The 23,220-nt window shown below is 56.7% G+C and carries 23 protein-coding genes; 13 read left to right on the forward strand and 10 right to left on the reverse strand.

Annotated features, from left to right (window positions below):
* Nucleotides 1-13 precede the first annotated feature (13 nt).
* Together GFR01_RS03840 and GFR01_RS03845 are read left to right on the forward strand one after the other, a co-directional pair.
* Nucleotides 14-2,173, forward strand: coding sequence for a M13 family metallopeptidase (locus GFR01_RS03840; protein ID WP_099181317.1), 2,160 nt, complete (start codon nt 14-16; stop codon nt 2,171-2,173).
* A 75-nt stretch (nt 2,174-2,248) separates the two neighbouring features.
* Nucleotides 2,249-2,980, forward strand: coding sequence for a glycine betaine ABC transporter substrate-binding protein (locus GFR01_RS03845; RefSeq protein WP_099181318.1), 732 nt, complete (start codon nt 2,249-2,251; stop codon nt 2,978-2,980).
* A 45-nt stretch (nt 2,981-3,025) separates the two neighbouring features.
* Here the strand turns inward: GFR01_RS03845 and GFR01_RS03850 are convergent, their stop codons facing one another.
* Complete coding sequence (locus tag GFR01_RS03850) at nt 3,026-3,805, reverse strand: acetoin reductase (RefSeq protein ID WP_099181613.1); 780 nt, start codon at nt 3,803-3,805, stop codon at nt 3,026-3,028.
* A gap of 425 nt (nt 3,806-4,230) precedes the next feature.
* On the opposite strand from GFR01_RS03850, the gene GFR01_RS03855 reads away from it, so the two are divergent.
* From GFR01_RS03855 to mltG, 8 genes are all read left to right on the forward strand, one after another.
* Nucleotides 4,231-5,697: a carbohydrate porin gene (locus tag GFR01_RS03855; protein WP_244902136.1), complete on the forward strand. Its 1,467-nt coding sequence runs from the start codon at nt 4,231-4,233 to the stop codon at nt 5,695-5,697.
* 117 nt (nt 5,698-5,814) lie between these two features.
* Nucleotides 5,815-6,693, forward strand: a complete 879-nt coding sequence (locus tag GFR01_RS03860; protein WP_099181319.1) for a class I SAM-dependent methyltransferase — start codon at nt 5,815-5,817, stop codon at nt 6,691-6,693.
* A 26-nt stretch (nt 6,694-6,719) separates the two neighbouring features.
* Complete coding sequence (locus tag GFR01_RS03865) at nt 6,720-7,463, forward strand: glycerol-3-phosphate dehydrogenase/oxidase (protein WP_244902137.1); 744 nt, start codon at nt 6,720-6,722, stop codon at nt 7,461-7,463.
* 71 nt (nt 7,464-7,534) lie between these two features.
* Nucleotides 7,535-8,479 (forward strand): ACP S-malonyltransferase, encoded by a 945-nt coding sequence (fabD, locus tag GFR01_RS03870; protein ID WP_099181321.1) that lies wholly within the window; start codon nt 7,535-7,537, stop codon nt 8,477-8,479.
* A 12-nt stretch (nt 8,480-8,491) separates the two neighbouring features.
* Nucleotides 8,492-9,232 carry a 3-oxoacyl-[acyl-carrier-protein] reductase gene (fabG, locus tag GFR01_RS03875; protein WP_063902941.1) on the forward strand — a complete coding sequence of 247 codons (741 nt, stop codon included), beginning with the start codon at nt 8,492-8,494 and terminating at the stop codon, nt 9,230-9,232.
* Nucleotides 9,233-9,434: 202 nt separating this feature from the next.
* Nucleotides 9,435-9,674 (forward strand): acyl carrier protein, encoded by a 240-nt coding sequence (locus GFR01_RS03880; protein ID WP_007282219.1) that lies wholly within the window; start codon nt 9,435-9,437, stop codon nt 9,672-9,674.
* Between the two features lie 123 nt (nt 9,675-9,797).
* Entirely contained in the window at nt 9,798-11,081 is a 1,284-nt protein-coding gene (gene fabF / locus GFR01_RS03885; protein WP_063902940.1) for a beta-ketoacyl-ACP synthase II, read from the forward strand.
* 18 nt (nt 11,082-11,099) lie between these two features.
* On the forward strand, nt 11,100-12,137 hold the full coding sequence (mltG, locus tag GFR01_RS03890; RefSeq protein WP_099181322.1) for an endolytic transglycosylase MltG: 1,038 nt from the start codon (nt 11,100-11,102) through the stop codon (nt 12,135-12,137).
* A 41-nt stretch (nt 12,138-12,178) separates the two neighbouring features.
* Here the strand turns inward: mltG and GFR01_RS03895 are convergent, their stop codons facing one another.
* From GFR01_RS03895 to GFR01_RS03905, 3 genes are all read right to left on the reverse strand, one after another.
* Nucleotides 12,179-13,054, reverse strand: a complete 876-nt coding sequence (locus tag GFR01_RS03895) for a lipid-binding SYLF domain-containing protein (protein ID WP_099181323.1) — start codon at nt 13,052-13,054, stop codon at nt 12,179-12,181.
* A gap of 90 nt (nt 13,055-13,144) precedes the next feature.
* Nucleotides 13,145-13,933 (reverse strand): inositol monophosphatase family protein, encoded by a 789-nt coding sequence (locus GFR01_RS03900; RefSeq protein ID WP_099181324.1) that lies wholly within the window; start codon nt 13,931-13,933, stop codon nt 13,145-13,147.
* Between the two features lie 11 nt (nt 13,934-13,944).
* On the reverse strand, nt 13,945-14,472 hold the full coding sequence (locus GFR01_RS03905; RefSeq protein WP_099181325.1) for an MmcB family DNA repair protein: 528 nt from the start codon (nt 14,470-14,472) through the stop codon (nt 13,945-13,947).
* 81 nt (nt 14,473-14,553) lie between these two features.
* Here GFR01_RS03905 and GFR01_RS03910 point away from each other — a divergent pair, with 81 nt between their 5' ends.
* A complete protein-coding gene (locus GFR01_RS03910; protein ID WP_099181326.1) occupies nt 14,554-15,444 on the forward strand; it encodes a glucosamine inositolphosphorylceramide transferase family protein in 891 nt (296 codons plus the stop codon).
* Here GFR01_RS03910 and GFR01_RS03915 read toward each other — a convergent pair.
* The 6 genes from GFR01_RS03915 to GFR01_RS03940 are packed head-to-tail and all read right to left on the reverse strand — an operon-like array spanning nt 15,410 to nt 21,206.
* Nucleotides 15,410-16,510, reverse strand: a complete 1,101-nt coding sequence (locus GFR01_RS03915; protein WP_099181327.1) for a glycosyltransferase — start codon at nt 16,508-16,510, stop codon at nt 15,410-15,412. The genes GFR01_RS03910 and GFR01_RS03915 overlap by 35 nt on opposite strands.
* Entirely contained in the window at nt 16,507-17,262 is a 756-nt protein-coding gene (locus GFR01_RS03920; RefSeq protein WP_099181328.1) for a nucleotidyltransferase family protein, read from the reverse strand. The genes GFR01_RS03915 and GFR01_RS03920 overlap by 4 nt, the downstream gene beginning before the upstream one ends.
* Nucleotides 17,259-18,056, reverse strand: coding sequence for a sterol desaturase family protein (locus tag GFR01_RS03925; RefSeq protein ID WP_063902932.1), 798 nt, complete (start codon nt 18,054-18,056; stop codon nt 17,259-17,261). Before GFR01_RS03925 ends, GFR01_RS03920 begins: the two co-directional genes overlap by 4 nt.
* Nucleotides 18,053-19,153, reverse strand: coding sequence for an LptF/LptG family permease (locus GFR01_RS03930; protein ID WP_099181329.1), 1,101 nt, complete (start codon nt 19,151-19,153; stop codon nt 18,053-18,055). The genes GFR01_RS03925 and GFR01_RS03930 overlap by 4 nt, the downstream gene beginning before the upstream one ends.
* Nucleotides 19,150-20,301 (reverse strand): LptF/LptG family permease, encoded by a 1,152-nt coding sequence (locus GFR01_RS03935; protein ID WP_099181330.1) that lies wholly within the window; start codon nt 20,299-20,301, stop codon nt 19,150-19,152. The genes GFR01_RS03930 and GFR01_RS03935 overlap by 4 nt, the downstream gene beginning before the upstream one ends.
* A complete protein-coding gene (locus tag GFR01_RS03940) occupies nt 20,298-21,206 on the reverse strand; it encodes a metallophosphoesterase family protein (protein ID WP_099181331.1) in 909 nt (302 codons plus the stop codon). Before GFR01_RS03940 ends, GFR01_RS03935 begins: the two co-directional genes overlap by 4 nt.
* 125 nt (nt 21,207-21,331) lie before the next feature.
* Between GFR01_RS03940 and GFR01_RS03945 the strand changes: the two genes are divergently transcribed.
* Both GFR01_RS03945 and GFR01_RS03950 read left to right on the forward strand, forming a co-directional pair.
* A complete protein-coding gene (locus GFR01_RS03945; RefSeq protein WP_099181332.1) occupies nt 21,332-22,282 on the forward strand; it encodes a diacylglycerol/lipid kinase family protein in 951 nt (316 codons plus the stop codon).
* Nucleotides 22,275-23,213 carry a hypothetical protein gene (locus tag GFR01_RS03950; RefSeq protein WP_099181333.1) on the forward strand — a complete coding sequence of 313 codons (939 nt, stop codon included), beginning with the start codon at nt 22,275-22,277 and terminating at the stop codon, nt 23,211-23,213. Before GFR01_RS03945 ends, GFR01_RS03950 begins: the two co-directional genes overlap by 8 nt.
* The last annotated feature ends 7 nt before the right edge of the window (nt 23,214-23,220 follow it).

The following is a 23,220-nucleotide window of genomic DNA, read 5'->3' on the forward strand; positions in this document are numbered from 1 at the left end:
AAAAAGTCTCCGTCTGTATGGACGGCTTTTTGACGACGTGATCTTTTATGCCTCATGCTACGGCAACCGCCAGAACATGAGGCATAATGTGAAGACCACAGTTTCTGTTAAACGTCGCTTGACGCAGGGCGCGAGCCTCTTTGCGCTGGCCATGGGCCTGACATCTGTCAGTGCTCAGGCTGCTGGTTACAATTCGGGCTGGGGCTTCGATGAAGCCGGCATGAACCGCAGCGTCAAACCGGGCGACAATTTCTTCGAATATGCCAACGGCACCTATCTCAAGAACCTGAAAATTCCAGGGGATATGAGCAGCTACGGGCCATTCCGCATTCTCTACGAGCTGTCCATGGAGCGTCAGAAGGCGATCCTGAGCGAAGCCCAGAAGCATGTCTCGGCAGAACCGTCGGATGACATGGGCAAGATTGGCACGTTCTATGCCAGCTTCCTGGACCAGAAGGCTGTAGACGCGCTTGGTGCCAAGCCGCTGGCGGCTGATCTGGAAAAGATCCGCAAGGTCAGTGACGCCAAGAGCCTTGCAGCAGCCTTTGGGTCATCCCTGAAGTCCATGGCGTTCTCGACGTTTCAGATTGGCGTCGAGCAGGACCAGAAGGACCCGGAACACTACATGCTGATGCTCGATCAGGGTATGAGTATCGGTGTCAGCGGCGGTCTCGGCCTGCCCGATATCAGCTACTACACAGACCCCAAGCTGGCCGACAAAAAGAAGGCTTATCAGGCGTATATTGCCCGCATGCTGACGCTTGAAGGCTGGCCGGATGCCACAAAGAATGCTCAGGCTGTGGTGGATCTGGAGACGGCTCTGGCGAAGGTCGAAGTCCCTCGTGACCAGACCCGTGATCCGCTCAAAATCTATAACCCGATGCCGGTATCCCAGCTCCAGAAGATTGCTCCGGATTTTGATTGGACGGCCTTCCTGACCACAGCAGGTCTCCCGGCCGAAGGCCTGGCAGATCGCAAGGTTGATGTGCGCGAGCCGGAAGGCATTGCGGCCATGGCCCGCGTTCTGAAAGCCGCCGATTACAGCACGCTTCAGGCCTGGCTGGCTTTCCATCTGGCGGACAACGCGGCAACCTATCTGTCGCATGACTTCTCGGACGCCTCGTTCGACTTCAACAGCAAGACGCTCTCTGGTGTTGCCCAGCAGTCCCCGCGCTGGAAGCGTGCAACCCGCGTGACGAACGGTGCCATGGGCTGGGCGATCGGCAAGATCTATGTGGCTCGTTACTTCCCACCGTCCGCGCAGGCCCAGATCACGTCTCTGGTGCAGGAAGTGAAATCTTCCTTCCATGATCGCCTTGAGCACAATACCTGGATGGATGAGCCGACCCGCAAGGCCGCGCTCAACAAGCTGGACCATTTCGCCATTCAGGTCGGTTATCCGAAGAAGTGGTGGGATTACAGCAACCTCGTCGTTCGCAAGGGCGATGTGTACGGCAATGCCGTGCGTGGTGCGGCGTTCAACTGGCAGCATGAGCTGAACAAGCTCGACAAGCCGGTGGATCGCGATGAGTGGGGCATGACGCCGCAGACGGTGAACGCTTACAACGACCCGACGATGAATGAGATCGTCTTCCCGGCTGCCATTCTTCAGCCGCCGTTCTTCGATCCGAAGGGCGATATGGCTGTGAACTATGGTGCCATCGGTGGTGTCATTGGCCACGAGATGAGCCATGGCTTTGACGATCAGGGTCGTCATTATGACGAGCATGGTCGTCTGAATGACTGGTGGAGCAAGGCGTCTTCCGATGCATTCCAGAAGCTCGCGGATCGTCTGGGTGCACAGTATGACGCGCAGGAGCCTCTGCCGGGCACCCATGTGAACGGCAAGATGACGATGGGCGAAAACATCGCGGATTCTGGTGGTCTAAATCTTGGTCTGCAGGCGTATCATGACTCCTTGCATGGCAAGCCGGAAACCAAGGTCCATGGCCTAACGGGTGATCAGCGCGTCTTCCTGGGCTGGGCGCAGGTCTGGCGTGAGAAGGATCGTCCGGATGCGCTGCGTCAGCAGATGCTTTCGAACGAACACGCACCGGCTGTCACGCGTGTGAACATCCCTACACATAATATCGATGCCTGGTATGACGCATTTGGCGTAAAAGAGGGCGACAAGCTCTATCTGGCCCCGGATCAGCGCGTAAAGATCTGGTAAGGGTCGTGACAAAACGAAGCGTGAGGCCTATTTCACGGTCTCACGTTTCAACTTTTCGACTGACGGACCTGCCTCATGACGCAAATGACGATCGGCCATCTGTACACCTCGCTTCATGCCGGGTGCGCCAGTGCGGTCGCGCGTGTTCTCGAAGCGCATGAAGTGGAAGTCGAGTTCGTGGACCTCGACCCGGAAGACATCGAAGAAGCGCTGGAGCAGGGGGAAGTCGATCTTCTGGTTTCCGCCTGGTTTCCACGAGATGAAAAATTATCCGGCCCCGGCTCCCGTGTTATCGGTGACCTGTACCAGCCACAGATTTCCTTTGCCGCACTGAAAGCGGTTGGTCCGGTCAATACCCTGACGTCCGCTGACGTCGATCGTGTCATCGTTGCGGATGACAGCCGGGAAATTCTAGAAAAAGCCCTGAAGCAGCTTCCGGCGCTGTCCTCTCTTCCGATGGAAGTGGTTGGGGAAGCCGCTTTAATCGCCCGGCTGGAAAAGGCTCAGGCCGAAGGGGAGGCGCCCCTTGTTGTCGCAACACAGCCGCATGCTGTGTTTCACACGTCTTTGCTGACGCTGGTTGAAGATCCGGGCAAGCTACTGGGTGGCGAGATGTCCGCTCGCATGATCCTGCGTGAAGACGTGGCCCGCAAAGCGGACACGGATCTGCTGGATGAGCTTTCCGAGATGATGCTCGGCAACAAGGTCATGAGTGCGCTGGACTATATGATCGGCGTGGAGGGGCAGGACCCTGATGAAGCAGCCGAAGCCTGGCAGCGTGGCCGCCTGATCCCGCGGGACGCCTGAACAAAAAAGGGCCGGAGGAATCCGGCCCTTTTTTATGGTCTCAGATCAGCGGTAAACGAGGCCGCCGTCGATCAGGATGGACTGACCGGTAATGTAATCCGAGTCCTTACCGGACAGGAATGCTACGAAGCCTGCGACGTCGTCGGCAGTTTCAACACGGCCGAGAGCAATGCCTTCGACATACTTTTTATACGTTGCGCCGATGTCTGCACCCGTAATCTCAGCCATGCGCTTGTCGATTTCGACCCACATGTCTGTCCCGACGATGCCGGGGCAATAGGAATTCACGGTAATGCCGGAAGACGCCAGTTCCTTGGCGGCGGATTGCGTCAGGGCGCGAACGGCAAACTTGGTGGAGGAGTAGATGCCGAGAAGTGGAAAGCCTTCATGTCCGGCAATAGAGCAGGCATTGATGATCTTGCCCTTCTTGCCGCTGGCCTGGAAGATCTTGGCTGAGGCCTGAATACCCCAGATGACGCCTTGCACGTTGATGCGGAAAATCTTCTCAACTTCTTCCGGTGTTACATCCAGAATGGGTTTGACCTGACAGATGCCGGCGTTGTTCACCATGATGTCGAGGCCACCGAGCTGGTCGGCAGCGTCTTTCAGGGTTGCCTGAAATGCATCCCGGTTACTGATGTCCGCCGTCAGCGCGATGGCGCGACGGCCAAGAGCTTCAACTTCTTTTGCAGCCTGTTGAACGGTTTCCTGTTTGACGTCCAGCAGGATGATGTCCGCGCCGTCGCGCGCTAAACGAAGAGCAATGGCCTTGCCGATACCCTGAGCCGCCCCGGTTACAGCGGCAATCTTACCAGAAAGAGACATGCAGAAATTTCCTCTCTCTTCACACGCCACGACATGTGGTTCGCGTGAACGATAAACTTCTTCCCCTTCCTGTCTTTGATTTTCCACAAAAAAAGACACACTTTCGAAAACATCCACAAAAATGTGTTTCATATGACAGTGATATTACATCCTGTTCATATTTAAACAATCTCTGATAATTATTTTTACCGACATGAGTATTTAATATGGAAAATGTATACTTTGTTTTATTCAAACAAGAAAATATAAAAAAATTTTATATATCTGTGAATTTTGTTTTTGAAAATCAAATCCCCGACAGGTGTCAAAAATAGAATTCTCTTATTATCAAATTTCGTCATTGTATTTATGTGTCTGTTGTTCAGAATCCTGAAATATATGACGCAAGAACTTGTGATGTAACGATTGTTCTATTGGGATGGAAGATGCGGAACTTACGCGTTCGTGTGCAAGGTGGAAATCTTCGACGTATTGCGGGTCTTTTCTTGTTTGGAAGTGTATTTGTCTCAGTTCCAGCATTAGGGCAGGTTATGGACCGGGATGTTGGTTCTGCTCCAAGTCTTCTGGTCTCGACGCCTCTGCCGAAAAATGGCTCCCGCAAGACCAGCGTGCCAGAATTTTCTCATCCGGAAGCTATTGTTTCCAATCCGCTGTCAGACTGGCTGCGCAAGAGGGGGATCAATTTCCTCGTCGATAACACCAATGAATTTGCAGGCGCTATTACCAGGCCGACGCGAGGCAGCACGCCGGGTTTTGAAAACTATAAGCAGGGTGCGAGCAATGCAGGTCAGTATGCAATGCAGCTCGATATCGATTGGGAAAAGCTTGCGGGCCTGCGTGGATTTGCCACGCACATGATTACGGTCGGGCGTTACGGCACCACTGCGAACCGTATGTTTGGTGACTGGCTCAATCATGCTTCCGAAGATTACGGCGGAGGAGGCAATGTCGTTGTGCATCTTGTTTATATGTATGGTGAAGAAACGCTTTATGGCGGTCGACTTGCCATAGCTGCCGGGCGGATGTCTGAAATCTCGGATTTTGCTGCCAGCCCATTATTCTGCAATTTTCAGAACGGAAGTTTCTGCGGCCGCCCCAAGGGCATTACCGATACCAATTTCGATGCGGGTTACCCGGCGGCAACATGGGGTTTCCGTGTACGTGGGAGGCCTGTGCGTTCTGTCTATGTGCAGACGGGTGTGTACCCAATCGAAAACGGAATTTATCAGGTCTATCAGCATCGGACCGGCTTCAAATTCAACGGCGCCAATATCATTGGCTATGCCGCACCAATTGAAACCGCCTGGGAACCTGTGTTCGGACACGGGAAACTGCCGGGCCACTACAAGTTTGGTGCCCAGGTTTTCAGCACGCCTCAGGTCGATAACTATTATGATCTGTATGGCGGCTCCTATGCCACCACTGGACTTGCACAGAAAAAACGGAGTGCATCATGGTCCACATGGGTCATGCTGGATCAGCAATTCCTGCACTATAAGGCCAAAGGATCTGGTTTAACCGGAATGGCTGGTTTGATTTACAATGATCCGCACACATCGCTGCGGCGCTATTTGGTTTATGGGGCGCTTATTAATCGTGGTCTCTTCGCTTCCCGACCATACGATACGTTGGGCTTTTCCCTGACCTATACGAAGATTGCGTCCGGTGTCAGTCGCACGGAAGCGGCTTTGATCCGGAAGGGAGGGACACTTCTCAATCACGCCACTGGAGTGCAGCGGGATGCTGTCGTGATGGAATTCAATTACGCAATTCACGTCGTACGAGGCGTCATTTTTACGCCGCTCTTTGAATATTACATTCACCCGAATGCCCAATATAACCTTCGGGATGCGGCTCTCCTTGGTTTCAAGAGCCATATTCAGTTCATGTAAAAACGACGCGGATAGGGCTTGTAGGGGTGGGGTATGCCGTAAAACAGCGTCGGCCAGTTCTCTTGTCGGTAAAGATACGTTAATTAATCATTACTGACATGGTGTAACGGTAGAAGAATGACTCATTCCGACAGGACGGATGCAGTTTTTGAGGCTTTTCACGGTCTCAGCGATGAAGAATGGCTGCATGTTCTGACGGCTTCCGTTTTCGCGCGGGAGGTTCGTGGCGTTCGGATGCCAGACTTCCCACCAGACAACATCCAGCGTGAAATTCATGGGCATCATGGAGAAGTCTCTATTCATGAAGCGCATGTTTTCTACCGGGAAATCAAAGCTTACTGTGCTTATGCCGGTCGGCCTGTTCGACCAGAGACAGCGCTGCTGGATTTTGGATGCGGATGGGGACGTACGGCGCGTCTGTTCATGAAAGACGTGCGTCCGCAGTCTCTTGTGAGTGTGGAGAACACGGATCGCTTTCTCATGGCTGCCCGTCGGGCCAATCCATTTTTGAGTTTTCTTCAGGCTGGACCGGTGCCTCCGCTCCCGATGGTGTCCGAAAGTCTGGATCTGGTGACGTCCTGGTCCACCTTTTCCCATCTGGATGAGTTTCTTGCCGGTCACTGGATGCGAGAATTTCATAGGCTTCTGAAGCCGGATGGGCTGGTTGTTCTGACAACACAGAGCCGCCGTTTTCTGGCGTTCTGCGCGGAGCAGCGTCTGCGTCGGGCGTCAGGAATGCGATTGGAACATCCCTGGCACGAGGCCTGTGCGGACAGTTTTATTGATGAGGCCCGTGCCAATTCGGATTTCGAGGCCGGCCGGTTTCTGCATGCTTCCTCGGCAAAGCCTCCCCATTTTCAGGCGCATTATGGCGAGGCCATTATCCCTCGGAATTATGTTCTGAAGGCATGGGGCGGTCTTTTCCGCATGATCGAGTATCTGGATAATCCTGTACGACTGCCTCAGGTTCTGATTGTCTTGCAGAAGATTGGGTAAGACATCATTTGTCATGAATGGGTATAATGACCAGAACATTTCGGACATTCAGTCTTGTAACCGCATTTTTCTGTCTCCCTGTTCATGTGGCGTACGCTGCTGATGAGCATGTGACCGTAGCGGGAAAACCTGCTGTTCGCGTGGCGACTTACAAGGATGTCGCCCATCTCTATGAACGCTTCGAAAAATTTCCGGCTGCAGCCCGGGAGGGACTATCACTCCATTTTACCGGTGAACTGCTGCCGGATCATGAGCTTCCGTCAAAAGCGCGCCTCGTCATCCATAGTAAGCAAGGTGATATTCCTCTGTTCTTCGGAACAGATCGGGAGATGCACTTCCCGCGTACAGCCCAGTTGGTGGCAGAAAATCCGCCAATTCTTCAGACAGTGTCGATGGGTCATAACGTCCGGACAGAACTGTCTCTCCGGGTGGAAGTGCCTCAGGGGGACAGATTTACGGGTGTTCAGGCACGGCATTGGCTCGCACAGATCAACGCTTGCATCCGGGATCTTACGGGAGTCATCCTGTCTTGGCTCATGCCTGATGCGCATCGGCTCAAAGTCGATCTGGCGCCTGGCGCGCGTTTCGAGGCTGTGACCGGCGGTCATGTCACGTTGCTGGCCAGCAACGCAGGCAAAGAGCCCATGACAGTCCTGTTGCGTCCGCAGGATTATTCGGAAGGCACGATTTTCCGCTCAACCAAGCCTTTTGCGCAGGTTCGTGTCAGAATTCCGGGGGATGCATATCTGACTTTTACGCCGGACAGATAACGCAGAATTTGACAGATCGCGCATGAAACAGCATCACCCTGAGCCTGTTTTTCATGCCAGCAGGGGGCTCCATGTCCGTTCACGCTTTTGTCTTTCCCGGTCAGGGCAGCCAGTCAGTTGGAATGGGGCAGGCCCTGCACGATGCCTTTGCCTCCTCCCGCGCCGTCTTTCAGGAAGTCGATGACGCTCTGGGGCAGAACCTGTCCAAGCTTATGTTTACTGGCGATGCTGATGAACTGACCCGGACGGAGAATACGCAGCCAGCTCTTTTCGCAGTCTCGCTGGCTACGGTTCGCGCTCTGGAGTCTGAAGGAGGTTTCGCCCTGACGGACAAGGCGGCGTTGGTAGCGGGCCACTCGCTCGGCGAATATTCTGCACTTGCGGCTGCCGGGACGCTTGGGATTGCGGAAGGTGCACGCCTCCTGCGTCTGCGCGGTCAGGCCATGCAACGCGCTGTTCCGGCAGGTGAGGGCGGAATGGCCGCTCTGCTGGGTGTTGAAGCCGAGCAAGCCCAGTCGATTTGTGACGATGCGGCTCAGGGGCAGATCCTTGAGATTGCCAATGACAATGGCGGTGGCCAGATTGTTGTTTCCGGCCATATGGATGCTGTAGATCGCGCTATCTCCCTGGCAAAAGAGCGCGGAATCAAACGCGCCGTGAAGCTTCCGGTCTCCGCGCCGTTCCATTCGTCGCTGATGGCTCCGGCCGCTCACGAAATGGAAGAGGCTCTCGCCAAGGCAACATTGAATACTCCGAAAGTGCCGGTGATTGCCAACGTCACGGCGGCCAAGGTGACCGATCCCGAGGCGATCCGTGATCTTCTCGTCAAGCAGGTGACGGGGACCGTTCGCTGGCGCGAGAGCGTTCAGGCCATCGCCGCCATGGGCGTGACGAATATGCACGAACTGGGGGCAGGCAAGGTTCTGTGTGGTCTGGCGCGTCGCATTGCACCGGACCTTGCGACGGACAATGCTGGTACCCCTGCTGAAATCGAAGCCCTGCTCAAGGCTCTGTAAGGACAACGAACCATGTTCTCTCTTTCTGGCAAGACCGCGCTTGTAACAGGCGCATCCGGTGGTATCGGTGCCGCTATCGCTCGTCAGCTTCATGCACTCGGCGCAACGGTTGTTCTCAGCGGCACGCGTGAAGCGGCTCTGAAGGAACTGGCAGACAGCCTTGGTGAGCGCGCGCATATTGCCGTTGCCAATCTGTCAGACGCGTCCGAAGCCGATGGCCTTGTTGCCAAGGCGGAGGAAGTGGCTGGTGCTCCGCTGGACATTCTGGTGAACAACGCGGGTCTGACGCGCGATACGCTTGCCATCCGTATGAAGGATAGTGACTGGTCGCAGGTCATGACGGTGGATCTGGAAAGCCCGTTCCGTCTGGCTCGCGCAGCTCTCAAGGGTATGCTGCGTCGTCGTGCTGGTCGTATCATTTCCATCGCATCCGTTGTTGGAACGACGGGGAATGCCGGTCAGGCCAACTATGCGGCTGCAAAGGCCGGCATCGTTGGTATGAGCAAGTCCCTGGCCCAGGAAGCTGGTCCGCGCGGTGTGACGGTCAATGTTGTCGCCCCTGGTTTCATTGAAACGCCGATGACAGATGTGCTGTCCGAAGGCATCCGCGAGAAGCTGGTTGGCTCCATTCCGCTGGGTCGGATGGGAAACCCGGATGACGTAGCTGCGGCAGTGGTGTATCTGGCTTCTGACGAGGCTGCATGGGTCACCGGGACGACCTTGCACGTCAACGGTGGCATGGCCATGGTCTGAGACGCTTGGCGTTTCAGGTCAAAGCGTGCTAATCGCGCGCTGCTTTGCCCGGTCTGATGAAGGCCGATGTCCGGTTCGGCCGGCGGCAACGCCTTTCCGCAAGGGGAGGTGGCCTGCGCTGGGAGCCCATGAGGGCTACCGGACTGGCAGACGGCAATACGAGTTTTTTGTAACGCCCTGAACGGGCAGAAGGAACAAACAGATGAGCGATATCGCTGACAAGGTGAAGAAGATCGTTGTCGAGCACCTCGGCGTTGAAGAAAGCAAGGTCACGCCGGAAGCGTCTTTCATTGACGATCTGGGCGCAGACAGCCTCGACACGGTCGAGCTGGTCATGGCTTTCGAAGAAGCTTTCTCCGTCGAGATCCCGGAAGATGCAGCCGAGAAGATCGCTACCGTCAAGGACGCGATTGACTACATCGAGAAGCAGAAGGCTGCCTGAGGCGCTTTCGGGACTGGCTTCAGGCTGGTCCCATCCCGCCCTATAATAAACAGGGGCGGATAAACGGAGCAGTCTCAAGGCTGCGCCGTACTGGTCGTTTACAACGTGAGACATGAGGCATCGATGAGCGGGAATGCAATCAACGGAAGACGCGTCGTCGTTACCGGTATCGGTGTTGTCAGCCCACTTGCGGTGGGTGCGGAACTGACGTGGAAGCGTCTGATCGAAGGGCAGTCCGGTATCGGGCGTATCACCCATTTTGATCCATCCGAACTCCCTGCGCAGGTCGCTGGTCAGGTTCCTGAGGGACCGACCGAAGAAGGCGGTCTCACGCTGTCTGACTGGGTGCCGGTCAAAGACCAGAAGAAAATGGATCGCTTCATCCATCTTGGTCTGGCCGCTGCCATCCAGGCTGTCGAAGACTCGGGCTGGAAGCCTGAGAACGAAGACGATCGCTGCGCCACAGGCGTGATGATCGGCTCCGGAATCGGTGGTCTGCAGACGATTTATGAAGGTTCCCTGACAGTTTCGAGCGGCAAGGCCCGTCGTCTGTCACCGTTCTTCATCCCGTCCGCGCTTATCAATCTCATTTCCGGTCACCTTTCGATCCGCTACGGGTTCAAGGGACCGAACCATGCTGTTGTCACAGCTTGCGCAACAGGCGTGCATGCGATCGGCGATGCCTCCCGTCTGATCCAGTACGGTGATGCAGACGTCATGATTGCCGGTGGTGCGGAAGCGGCCATCTGCTCGCTGGGTATTGCCGGTTTCTGCTCGGCACGTGCGCTCTCCACCGGCTCCAATGATGATCCGACCAAGGCTTCCCGCCCGTGGGACAAGGATCGTGATGGCTTCATCATGGGTGAGGGCGCCGGGGTGGTCGTGCTGGAAGAGTACGAGCATGCCAAGGCCCGTGGTGCAAAGATCTATGGCGAAATCGGCGGCTATGGCCTGTCCGGCGACGCTCATCACATCACAGCCCCGGCGGAAGGTCATGAAGGTGCCTTCCGCGCCATGAAGGCTGCTCTGAAGAACAGCGGTCTTCAGGCGTCTGACATCGACTACGTCAACGCGCACGGCACCTCCACCATGGCTGACGATCTGGAACTGGATGCAGTCGAGCGTTTCTTCGGCGACCATGCCAAGAACCTTGCCATGTCCTCCACGAAGTCTGCCATTGGCCATCTTCTGGGTGCCGCTGGTGCCGTAGAAGCCATCTTCTGCCTTCAGGCCATCCGTGACGGCATCGTTCCGCCGACGCTGAACCTCGAGAACCCGGCCCGCGAGAGCGTCATTGATCGCGTGGCTCTCAAGGCCCAGAAGCGCAAGGTCGATGTCGCCCTGTCCAACAGTTTCGGATTTGGTGGCACGAATGCCAGCATCATCCTGAAGCGTTGCGAGGGCTGAACGGGATTACTGTGGTCTATGCCTGACAGCCAGCCGGACGGCGAAGAAAACAAGACACCGCTTCTTCCCCCCAAGGCTGGCCGCAAGCTGGCAATATTCATGGCGCCGCTGTTCTGTCTTGCAGCAGCGGTGGCCGGATACGGTCATTATACCGATCCGGGACCGCTGCCTGACTCCAAGGCGTTCGTGATCCCTCATGGCAACAATGCCACGGTCACGAAGGCGCTTCAGGCGGACGGTATCCTGTCCCCCACATGGTCTTCCGGCGCATTTTTTCGCATTTCAGCGTTTCTGACCCATCGCGAAGGGCAGATTCATGCGTCTGAATTCCTGTTTCCTTCCCGTGTTTCTGTTGCGCATGTCCTTGAGATTCTGCGCCATGGTAAACCCCTCTCTCATCCCCTGACCGTTCCGGAAGGCCTGACAGCCAAGAAGATTGCGGACATCATTCGCAAGGCACCTGTGCTGACTGGTGATGTTCCCGAGATCGCCGAAGGAACAGTTCTGCCCCAGACCATCGCTTATGTGTGGGGAACTCCACGGCAGGCTATCGTGGATCGTCTGCACCGCATGATGGACAAGCAGCTGCAAGCAAGCTGGGAGAAGCGGGATGTGGAAGCTCTGGATGGCCTGATCCAGAGCCCACAGGAGCTTCTGACGCTCGCTTCCCTGATCGAGCGGGAGACGGGTGTGCCGTCAGAGCGCCCCATGGTGGCGCGGGTGTTTCTGAACCGCCTCAAACTTGGGATGCGTCTTCAGACGGACCCCAGCGTGATCTATGGCCTGAGTGACGGTCTCGGAACGCTGGATCGTCCGCTCATGCATGAGGATCTGCAAACGCCGGGTCCGTATAATACCTATCTCGAAACTGGCCTGCCACCGGGGCCAATTTGTTCCCCCGGTGTTACTTCCCTGGAGGCCGCCGCTCATCCGGCAGACAGTAAAGCTCTGTATTTTGTAGCGACGGGAGAGGGTGGTCATAATTTTGCGGAGACCCTGCAGGAGCAGGACCAGAATATTAGGGCTTATCGCGAAAAAACTGCTTCGCCCCAGTGATAAAAGAAGCCCCGTATTAAGATGCGGGGCTTCTTTGTTTTTTAGTGAACGGGTGCCAGAGACGAGCTCTGTACACCGCGCGTCTGTGTGCTGTAAGGGCGCGATGCGTCGTAGTTGCTCGGATAGGGGCTGCTGCCTACGGGATCGACATCCGTTGTGGCAGTCTGGGGCGCAGGAGCCGTAGCAGCCGTCGCGTGAGCAGTGGATGCTGTTGGCAGTTTGGCAACATTCATCATCATGCGACGCAAGGGATCAGCGGATGGGTTATTCACGCGCATCGTCACGATGACGTCTTCTGGCCCAACCGTCTGGTTGTAGTAGGCCTTGTTGGCTCCGCTATCGACAGTCAGCTTCGAGCCACCCAGAGAGAGGCCTGCATAAAGCCCCTGTGCCTTCTGGGCAGCGTAGATGTCGGTATTTCTAGCTCCGGCCGTGCTGCTTTCTGCTCCGGTTCCGATCGTTGCGAAGGACGCGGAGGCCGTTGCATCAAACTTGAACTGGCTATCCAGAAGGGCCTGGATGCCACGCTGGGACATGATGAAGAAAATCATCTCGGAACTTTGCACACCAGCCTGGATACCGAGCGAGCCTGTGCTCAGGCGATAGAATGCCGGGTCAGACCATGAGCCGCGGGCATCCCGGCTCATGAGAACACAGCGTCCCCCAGAGCCACCGAGCCCGAAGGACATGTTCAGCACCGACGGGCAAACCATGACGGCCTTGGCCTGCGCCAGAAGCTGCTGGGAACGGGAGGTCGCGGTCGTGTTCGCAAACAGGTCCTGAACTGCGATTGTCGCCTTGTCGACAACGATCTGCTGTTCGCTGGCTGTTGTGGTGGACGTACCAGAGCACGCCGCGAGCGTTGCACACCCTGTGGCGGCAAGAACGGTCGAACGCAGGAGACCGGACAGGGTCATAAAGCTTACCTTCTGCTAACGGCAACATTGAAGTCTTCCCGCACTATGCGGGAAATGCGGCCAAATCACGAATAGGGATTAGGGAGGGACTCAGATTTCCACCTGGACCGCTTCGGAAAGGGCCTTGGCGATACCGGGGGCTGCCGCAAGAATGGTGGCCCCGCCTGTCAGACCGCCGGTCTGGAGAAATGGAGAGACAGTGGCCCCGGCTTCTTCCAGAATAATGAGAGCCGCTGCGACGTCCCAGAGCTGGATCACGATTTCCAGATAGCCGTCACTGCGGCCGCAGGCGACATCCGTCAGGGCCAGAGCCCCCGAACCGCCAGAGCGAGGCATGGCCCCCAGAGCCATGATGGCGCCGATCTTTTCGCCGAACAGTTCGGTCGAGACGCGGCAGGACCATCCCATCTCAATCATCGCTTCCTGAGGGTTGCTGATTGGGGAGGCCTTGATCGGCTTGCCATTCAGAAAGGCGCCTTTGCCTTTCCGGGCGGTGAAAACCTCACCAAGCGCAGGGGCTTCGATCACACCGGCAACGGGTTCATCGCCTTTGAGAAGGCCAAGCGAAACACACCATCGATCACGGCCTCGCGCAAAGTTGGAGGTGCCATCAATGGGGTCCACAACCCAGCGGAATTGTCCTTCGCGGGTGACGCCACCTTCTTCGCCCTGGAAACCATCTTCCGGGAAGAGCTCCTGAATGCGCTTGCTGACCAAGGCTTCAACGGCACCATCCGCTTCCGTCAGATAGTCCTGCCGCCCCTTCATCGTGCCCGTCGGCCCACCGGGCGCCGGACGCATCAAGAGGGCAAGGGCGGCCGCATCCCGAACCACGCTCCGGGCGGCTTCGAGGCGCACGGCGACAGGATCAAAACTCATTAGGGTATTTCCTATTCTGTGCGGCGCGCGGCACGCAGGGAGGCAGTAAGGGCGGGATCTTCAAGAGACATCAGGCGGCTGGCCGCCGTCGTAGCAAAGAGGTGCAGAATAGTCCTGCGGCGGGCAGCAGCAAGCTTGTGCTCTGCTGGTTCCCGGATAACGGCGCATTCCGCCACAATACTGTGGAACAGACTGTCTGGAACCATGCTGAGGCTGACTGTGATGATGCCAACGTCTTCCGGCAGAACATGCAGCGGAAAACCGTCATCCACAGCAAAAAATAGCCTGTCAGACCAACTTCGATAGTCGGACCATTTCTGGTCCGCCTGGAAATCACGGATGCCGGATTTGATCTCGATACAGGTCAGGCTGTGATCCGGCAGAAGCGCCATGACGTCTGCACGGCGCCCGGCTGAGGGCAGAGCGAATTCATTGATCGCGGCCCAGCCCATGGTGCGACAAAGCCCCAGAACAGCCCGCCTAATAGCGAGTTGTCTCTCTGGAAAACCGGGTGTCATCTCGGAAAGAACCGAACTCATGGTTCCATATTGCCCCGATCTGCGCTTTACGTCTGCCCCTGTTCTTGTTTTTCCCTGTTTGTATGTTCAAGGAGAGTCGGCATGCCGTTCCTGCGCACGGACCACTGGCGTTGTGCCATTATCCACGCTCCTCTGGCAGATCTGATCCGGGCAGGAAGTCTGAACGGATTTGAAGTCACAACCCTGCCAGACATTGGAGACCACCGGTTTCTCGCAGACCCATTCGGATTATGGCGGGGCGGAAGGCTGCATGTCTTTGCTGAGGCTTATGATTACCGGAGCCCGAAAGGTGTCATCGAAGTGCTGGTCTATGACAGCACCGGACGGCTTATCGAGCGCGAGGAAGTGCTGCGTGAAGACTGGCACCTTTCGTACCCTTATGTGTTCGAGCATGAGGGGGAGACGTATCTGCTGCCAGAAGCCAGTGCGTCTGGCCGGTTGACCCTCTACCGGGCGACACAGTTTCCCCTTGGTTGGGAAAAGGTCGAGGCGTTCAATTTTCCGGAAGCTGCCATCGACGCGACGCCTTTTCACCATGCCGGGCGCTGGTGGATGTTCTGGACGCCTGCCGGTACGCGGGAAGAACGCCAGTCAACACTCTATCTCTCGGTGGCTGATGACCTTATGGGGCCGTGGACGTCTCTAGGCCTTTTCCTGAACGATCGCGCAGGGGCACGGCCGGGCGGCACACCCATCGTGGTCGATGGAGAAATCTTCCTCCCGACGCAGGACTGCCGCGGCACCTACGGTCGGGGTATTCGTCTGTTGAAAATCGAAGGACTGGAGCGCGGACTGCCGAAAGTCACGCCGGACGCGATTCTGGACGCGCCTGCCGTACTCCGTCGTCGTTTCCCGGACGGTTTTCACACGTTATCTGCGGCAGGGCAGGTGACGCTTGTAGATGTGAAGCGTGTGGGGTTTGGCCCCAGGCGAGACCTTATGAACGTGAAGCGTCGTCTCGGGCTGGGCTAAAACCCGGTAGCCGATCCAGAACCGCATTGCCCTGCCGCAGGAAGGCGTCGGGGCCAAAGCGGTCCAGCACGCGCTTGCGGGACAGGGCCCCCATGGAGTGCAGCTTTTTCGGCTGCATGATGAGCTCTGCAATGGCGCTTGCCAGAACAGGAGCATTGTTGAAGGGCACAACCAAACCTGAGTGCCCATCATCCATCGTATGGGGAATCTCGCCAGCAGGGGTGGCTATCACGGGTAATCCACAAGCCATGGCTTCATGGGCAGCAACGCACATGCCTTCCCAATGAGAGGGCTGAACGTACAGGTGCAAGGTCGGAAGAAAAGTGAATGGCTCTTCACAGTGACCCAGAAAATCAACAGGTAGCTTCTTGTCCAGAACGATCTTCTCAAGAGCGTCTCTTTCAGGACCATCGCCTGCCAGCACGACCCGATAAGGTGGCAGATCCGGATGGTCGCGCAGAAGATCCAGTGCTTCGAACAGCAGGTCGTATCCTTTGACCGCGTGGAGCCGACCAAGACTTCCGATCCGGACAACTTTTCCCTTTTTCCACGCCGGCGCTTTTGGGCTCGCAGGATCTGCCCGGAAAATGGGCCAGGTCATGACCTTGCTCCGCAGACCCAGACTCTTGCGTGAAAAGCTTTCGACTGTTGGGGAGTCTGCAACCCAGAGGGCGGCTTTCCGGCACAGAAGACGTAGCAGAATGCTGTTAGCCTTCTTCAGGCGGGCCGAGTGTTGCCAGTGAACTGCAGGGACGCCCAGCTTGTTGGCCGCACGCTGGCCCAGAAGGGTTGCGCGCGTCAGAGATGTCCAGATCAGATCGGGCTGGAAAGCATCCATTTCATCGCGAAGCCATCGCCATGCGGCCAGATGATCTTTCTTGCCGCCGGAGCGGACGTGAACCTTGATTCCCTGCTTCTCCAGCACGGGGATGGCAAGACCGTCTCGCTTTTCAAGGCTGAACACCGTGACTTCACCGCCCCGACTTTGAAGAACAGAGATGATGTCAGGGATGGGAAGTTGTGCGCCCCCACATTCCAGAGAATTGATAACGTAGGCAATTTTCATGAGGATCGCTGTGCCAGAAGCTCTTCGGCCAGGGTAAGATCGGCTGGCTTGTCGACATCCACGGCGGCCTGACCGTCCGACAAGGGTATAAGACGGACGCGTGCGCCTGTCAGGGTTTCGATACGCTGACAGAGTGCGTTGGAATCCAGCCGTCCCAGGAGGGCGCGAAGAAGGGTTCCAAAACCAAGCGTCCGCGCCATTTTCAGAGGGCGCTTGCGGTCTTTCTGCAAGCGTTTCCAGAGCTCCACGACAGCTTCGGCGCGTGGCGTTCCCATCCAGAAAAGATTGCACCCCGAAAAACTCATATCCGACAGTCGGATATAGGTACGCTTGGTGTTGGGAACATCCCGCTCGACAGTGGCTTTAAGTGCAACACCTACGGCCAGATCGCAGTCACGGGTTTTCCCGAGGAATTCAGTGATCCACTCGGGCCGTAGCAGTGCATGATCTGCCGTGGTGACAAGGCACGGGGTGCCGATGTGGGTTAGCGCCTCTGCAACACTCTCACTGGGGGAGGAGGCGGCTTTCAGGATCTCAGCCGTACCAGCAATGTCACGGATGCGGTCAGGTGCTTCAATGCTGATGGTAACAGGGCCGAGACCGGGCGTGACTGCAAGTGTTCTGAGAACACGCCCAAGCATGGGTTCTCCCCGAACGGGGAGAAGTGCCTTGTGAGACACTTTCCCCAGTTGGGCGAGGACATCCTGTTCACCATCGCGGGAACCGGCAAGAACCAGAACGGGGAGAGTCACGCCGTGCGGCTACGGTCTGATGCAGGACGGGCGCCGTCTGGTCGATCTTTCGGGGGAGATCCCGTCAGATCCATGACCCAAGGATAGCGCTTGGCTTCTTCGATGTCATAGCCGAGGTTGAAAACGTGCTGGCTGCGGGCGCGATCACGTGCTTCGCGATAAAAGCTGCCGAAAAGACGGTCCGGCACGTAGTTCGTGATGCCGTAATTGCCGTCCTCGTCATGGAAATGATGCAGAACATGCAACTGCTTGATGTGGGCGACCCATTTCCAGCGCGGCTTGTACGCCAGATGCTGGATGCAGTGAAAGAACTCATAGATGCACGTCATCACCAGAGCTGTGGAAAGTGCGCAGAAAGAGCCGCTCCAGCCGCTTATGAGATACCCGATCGGCATGGTGATGATCGCCATCGTCGGAACCGTGTTCAGGGGCGATCCGAACAGTACGTCCAGAAGATGCGGGTCCTGATGATGATCGAAATGGATGCGCTTCCACAGAGCCGCGGTCCAGTGATTCCGATACAGCCAGCGCCCGTGGAGGATGAAGCGATGGATCATGTACCAGGCCAGAGGATAAACGGCGATCACAACCGGGATGGGGATCAGTGTGCCCCATAGGCTGTGGGAGAAGTGAAGGGCTCCAAAGGCAGCGGCGGCAATCAGCGCAAAATAGAGAAGGATCGTTGGGTATGTGAGGTAGGCAATCCACAGCTGGGGCAGAGACATCTTGCCCAGATCAAAGCTGCGCCCCGTCCGCAGGGACGACATATTATGCCAGGGTTTGGACTTGCTCATTTTTCCTCCATCCGCAGGATCCAGGTCATCCCCAAGAAGGCGCCTAGCAGCGGGCCCGCACTGGTAGCCAGAGGCGCTCCAAGCGTTCCTGCATTTCCGAGTGCGGAAATCATTCCTTGCAGGATTACGAAACCCATACCGGCAGCCAGTACATAGACCGGAAGAGGATTTCGAAGTCCTGCCCGTGGAGGGATATAGATCACTGGCAGCGCCAATAGAAGCATTACTGCAATCTGAAATGGAAGAATGATGCCACTGAAGAGTGCCATGCGATATGTCGCGCGCGGCAGACTGGCTGGCGCGCCCTTGTGAAGAATAGCCCCGATCTGCGCTGGTGTAACGGCAGCGTTGTCTTCAGAGAGGGTCATGATCATCTTGGGGGTGGCCGGAATTTCGAAGCGGTTGTCACCTCCCGTTACCTTTACGAAAGCCCCATTATCTGTGAGCGTCAAATCCTGGGCGCCCGTCGGCTGCCAGACTTGCCCGTCATAAGATAGTGTTGTGGCGTGCTCCGTACCCGTCAGCAGGCCGCTGGCATCACGGTGGTAGATCGTCACGTCCCGAAGAAAAGACCCGCCGTGTGCGTACTGGCCAATCCGCACGAGTGTTGGTCCCGCACGGAACCATAGAATACGCTTTGCAGGTGTATCCGGCTTTGCGGCGTCGGGATCAGTTTTGTTCCACCACGTTGCAAGTGCATTTTCGCAGGGAGGGATGACCCAGTACTGGACCGCCGTGGCGGTAAAGCCGACAATCAGGATTGCCGGGAGAAAACGTTGGTAAAGACCTGCAGTCGAAAGGCCGGATGCACGAAGTGCAGCCATTTCCGACGAAAGCGTCATCTGCATGAGCAGGAACAGTGCTCCAATCATGAACGCCAAGGGTATGATTTCAACGCTCAGGGCCGGCAGATGCAGAAACGCAAACGTCAGAATGCCCCGAAAGCCCAGATTCCGGTTCAGGATGGGCGTCGTTTTTTCAAGAAGCGCCAGAATTTCGAGCAGAGAAACAAGAACCGCACCGCATAGCATGAAGCGGCCGAGCAGGGCGCGGTTCAGATACCGGTACAGAACGTGTCGTGGTGCGTGTGCAGTCATGAGGGGCGAACCAGCTTGCGACGTCTCCAGGATCCGCGGGAGCGGCGAAGAAGCGTGGCGGGACAGGCGATACAGAAAATGGCCAGCGGAACCCAGATGGCCAACCAGATGGGGAGGCGCCCTGTAGCGGCCAGACTATGACCGAACATCAGTGTCTGGTCGAAGCCCACCAGAATGGCGGACACGGCGATCAGGCCCCACACGGATCTGCGCCGTCTTGAACCGATAGCCAATGCCACGGCCAAAGGGGGAATGAACGGGATGGCCAGCGCGTGCGCCACACGGAAATCCATTTCCGCACGGAGCGTACGGTATTCAATCCCGGGAACGCCGTATCGCAGGTCATGAGCCAGTTCAAAAAGGGTTAGTTCCCGCTCGTCCGCTCCTCTGGAGCGGAAAGAATTTTCCTGGGTCGGTCGTTCAATGATGCGCACCACATGGGAAAAATGGGTCACTGTTGGCTTGAAATTTGCGCGATTGGGGAATGGGTCATCAACAATTTCCCCGTTCCACAGATCAAGCTGGGTACTACGCAATTTGTTGGAAATGGTGAGTTGACCCGTGCGTGCCGTGATGATGTGGGCCACGCCATTCTTGTTCACTTCCCGAATGAAAATCCGCTTCATCCGAGTGCCCGCGTGGCTCACATTGTCCGCCGTCATCACGGCCGTGCTGGATGTCGATGCAAACATGCCGGCCTGAAGATGGGGCGCCCATCCCGTATGGGCGGCGAAATAAAAGCCAGCCCGGTAATCATATCGGGCCACTGGCTGGATATATCCGTAAAGCAGGACACTCGCGGCCCCAAGCAGGAGGCCGACGAACATGAACGGACGACTGATACGCAGAAGGGAAACCCGACCGGCTTCAAGCGCATCAATCTCGTTGTTGTCGCTCATTCCGCGAATGGTGAGGAACACGGAGATGCAAAGCGCCGCCGGGACTGCAATTCCGAAGTAATGTGGAAGAAGATCTGTCAGCAACTTGATACACGTTGCCAGAGAACTCCCTGCTGATGCCAGATAATCGAACAAAGCCAGAAGCCGTTCCAGAAGCAATGCGATCAGCATTGCGACCAGAGCGATTACGAACGGCGGTATCATCTGCGTGAGAAGATACCGGTCCAGTATGGTTGCGCGCTGCTTCATGCCTGGTTTTTCCGTGGCCGCACCCAGGACGCTTTTTCCGTAATCCTACCATCGAATCTGTGGCGAGCCATCTGAATGACCCAGTCGTTGTTCTGTGAATGAATGGAGAGATGATTCCAGCAGGCCTGCCGGTGTTCCCGTTTGTCCATGAGGGACGCCGAGGCTACGCCCAGCAGGGGTATGTCCGTGCCAGGGATATGGGTCAGGGTCGCGTCATGAGAATGGCCATGCAGAACAATTTCTGCGCCGGTGCGCTCAAGCACCCGGGCAAAAGCCCGGTAGTCGTGCAGGGACTTGCGCCAAGTCACCAGACCGCGTCTGGGCGGATGATGAATCATGACAACACGGCACAGCCCAGCCTTTCCAAGTTGGTTCAATAGGGTTTCAAGCCGTGCAAGTTGTTTGCGCCCGACGCGACCATAGGCCATGAAAGGCGGTGTCGGCACGCCTGAATTCACACCGATAACTGCCACGCCATCATGAATCCGTGCATACGGATAAGACGCGGCAGACCACGTCTTCCACTGAAGCAGGCCTTTTTCGGCTGGCTGACGAATCATGCAGTCATGATTGCCAGGAATAACCATAGCGGTAGCCGGAAGTTGTTTCAGCCAGTTCGCAGCAAGCGCAAATTCATCCGGGGTGCCGAAATTCGTCAGATCACCACTGACCAGAATGGCATCCACATTATTTCTGGCGATGTCCTCTACGATGGCCGCACAGGTTGCAGCCAGATGCACATGACGGCGGTGCTTTTTCCAGGACAGAAGGCTCAGTGCACGCTTGTTGATGGCGTCCCGCCAGTGCACCGGCGGTGGCGGAAGGTGGGGATCTGACAAGTGGGCCAAGGTGACGGCATGCGTCTCCCGCGGAGTGCGTGTTTCTGCGGGGCGTGTGTGGGGCATTTGAGAAACGTGGCCTTAGTCAGTCTTTCCACCAGAAGGAGACACCCATATTCTGGTGGAACCATCATAGCCGTGCTAGACCCGCCCGCATAGCTCCGAACATAACACGAAGAACTCCCCCCATAGTGCGATTTGCTCTTATTCATAATGCCCGTAGCCGCAAGAACAGGCGTAGTGGTTCCGTTTTTGCTGTTGAGGCCAAAGCGCTTCTGGGTGAAAACTTCGTTCCATCAGATAGTCGGGAAGGTATGACGGAGCACGTGCGCCATCTTTGCAAAAGAGATGTGCGGACGATCGTGATTGATGGTGGAGACGGCACAGTCAGCACAGCGTTGACTGCCATTGCCCGTGTCTATCCTGCCGACCGGCTGCCGGATATTGCTGTCCTGGCCTCAGGGAATACCAATCTGATCGCCAATGATGTCGGGTTCGGGCTACGCGGGATGGAGGCAATCCGTCGCCTTCAGCGAGGGGCGGCGATGCGTTCCAGCATCCGGACACCAATCCGGCTGTCATGGCCGGAGACAGACCGTAGTCCCGTTCTTGGGCTTTTTGGCGGCTGCACCGGATATGCGCGGGCTGTCCGGATTGCGCATTCCCCGACTGTGGTGCGCTTTGCGCCGCATGATCTGGCTGTTGGCTTTACGCTACTCAGCACTGTTATCAGTCTCATGTTTCGAAAAAGCCGGGAAAGCTGGCTCTCTGGCGAGGCTCTGAGGGTTGAAACCTCCGGGCATGCGTATGACGGAAACAGCTTCATGTTTCTGACGACGGGATTGTCCAAGCTCTCCCGTGGGATCTGGCCTTTCTGGGATGCGGAGCCGAATGTTGAAGGACTCCGCTACCTCGATGTCGGGGCTCATCCAGAAAATCTCTCACGCGCGACGGCTGCGTTGCTGTGTGGCCGTGCGCCACGCTGGCTGCGTCGTCATCCGGATTACGTCAGCGGCCGCACCGATGACATGATTCTGACGACGAAAAGCGATTTCGTTCTGGACGGCGAGGTTTTCACGCCGTCCGAACATGAGCAGATGCGTCTTGAGCGTGGACCGGCATTCCGTTTTCTCCATGCCTGACGCTCTTGAAAAATTCCTGATCGGGGAACTGACAACTTCGGTTCATCCTGATGTCGTGGCCTTCGCGGATGCTTTGGCTTCTGCCTGCCCTCAGACCCCTCTTGGGGTCTTGTTTTATGGGTCTGTCCTGCGGACGGAAGACTTCGAAGGTATTCTCGATTTCTATATTGTAACGGAAGACGCTGGAGGCTTTACAGGAGGGCTGGTTTCACGAACCGGCAATCTTCTGTTGCCGCCTAATGTGCGTTATGCGGAATTCAAAACCGGACAGCGAACTCTGCGGGCCAAAATCGCGGTCCTGTCACGCCAGCAGTTTGAAGAGCGCACAACGCTTGGCACGCTGGACACAACCCTGTGGGCCAGATTCTGCCAGCCAGTCAGGCTCATCTGGGTGAGGGACGAAAAAGCCGCAGACACGCTTCTCGATCTGATTGCACGGTGTGTAACCACGGCGTCCTGCTGGGCAGCTTTGTTGGGAGCGCCGCGTATGACGGCGATTGAATACTGGCAGTCCCTCTTTTCACGGACCTACGCTTCTGAATTGCGAGTTGAGAAGAAGGGCCGAGGGCAAAGCCTGATCTCCGGTCAGGAGAACCGATTTGCAGCCATGTTGCCACTGGGTTGGGCGCGGGCTCACCTCCGTTATTCGGCTACGGGAAATGCGCTGGAACCCGTTCTGTCTCTCGGGGCCCGAAAGCGTGCTGCACGGCGTTGGAAGTTGGTCGCTCAGACCGGCAAGTCTCGGAATGTCGTTCGCTTGATAAAGGCGGCTTTCACCTTCGAGAACGGAGCGTCCTATCTTGCTTGGAAAATCCAGCGGCATACGGGGCTGGACCTGAATCTTTCCGAAGCGGAACAGAAACATCCGCTTCTGTTTCTGCCAGTTCTTCTGCGGCGTATGCAGCGCTTGCGCAAGCAGGCGCAGAGCTAAGACATAA

It is taken from the genome of Gluconobacter frateurii (assembly GCF_002723955.1).
Classification (GTDB): domain Bacteria; phylum Pseudomonadota; class Alphaproteobacteria; order Acetobacterales; family Acetobacteraceae; genus Gluconobacter; species Gluconobacter frateurii.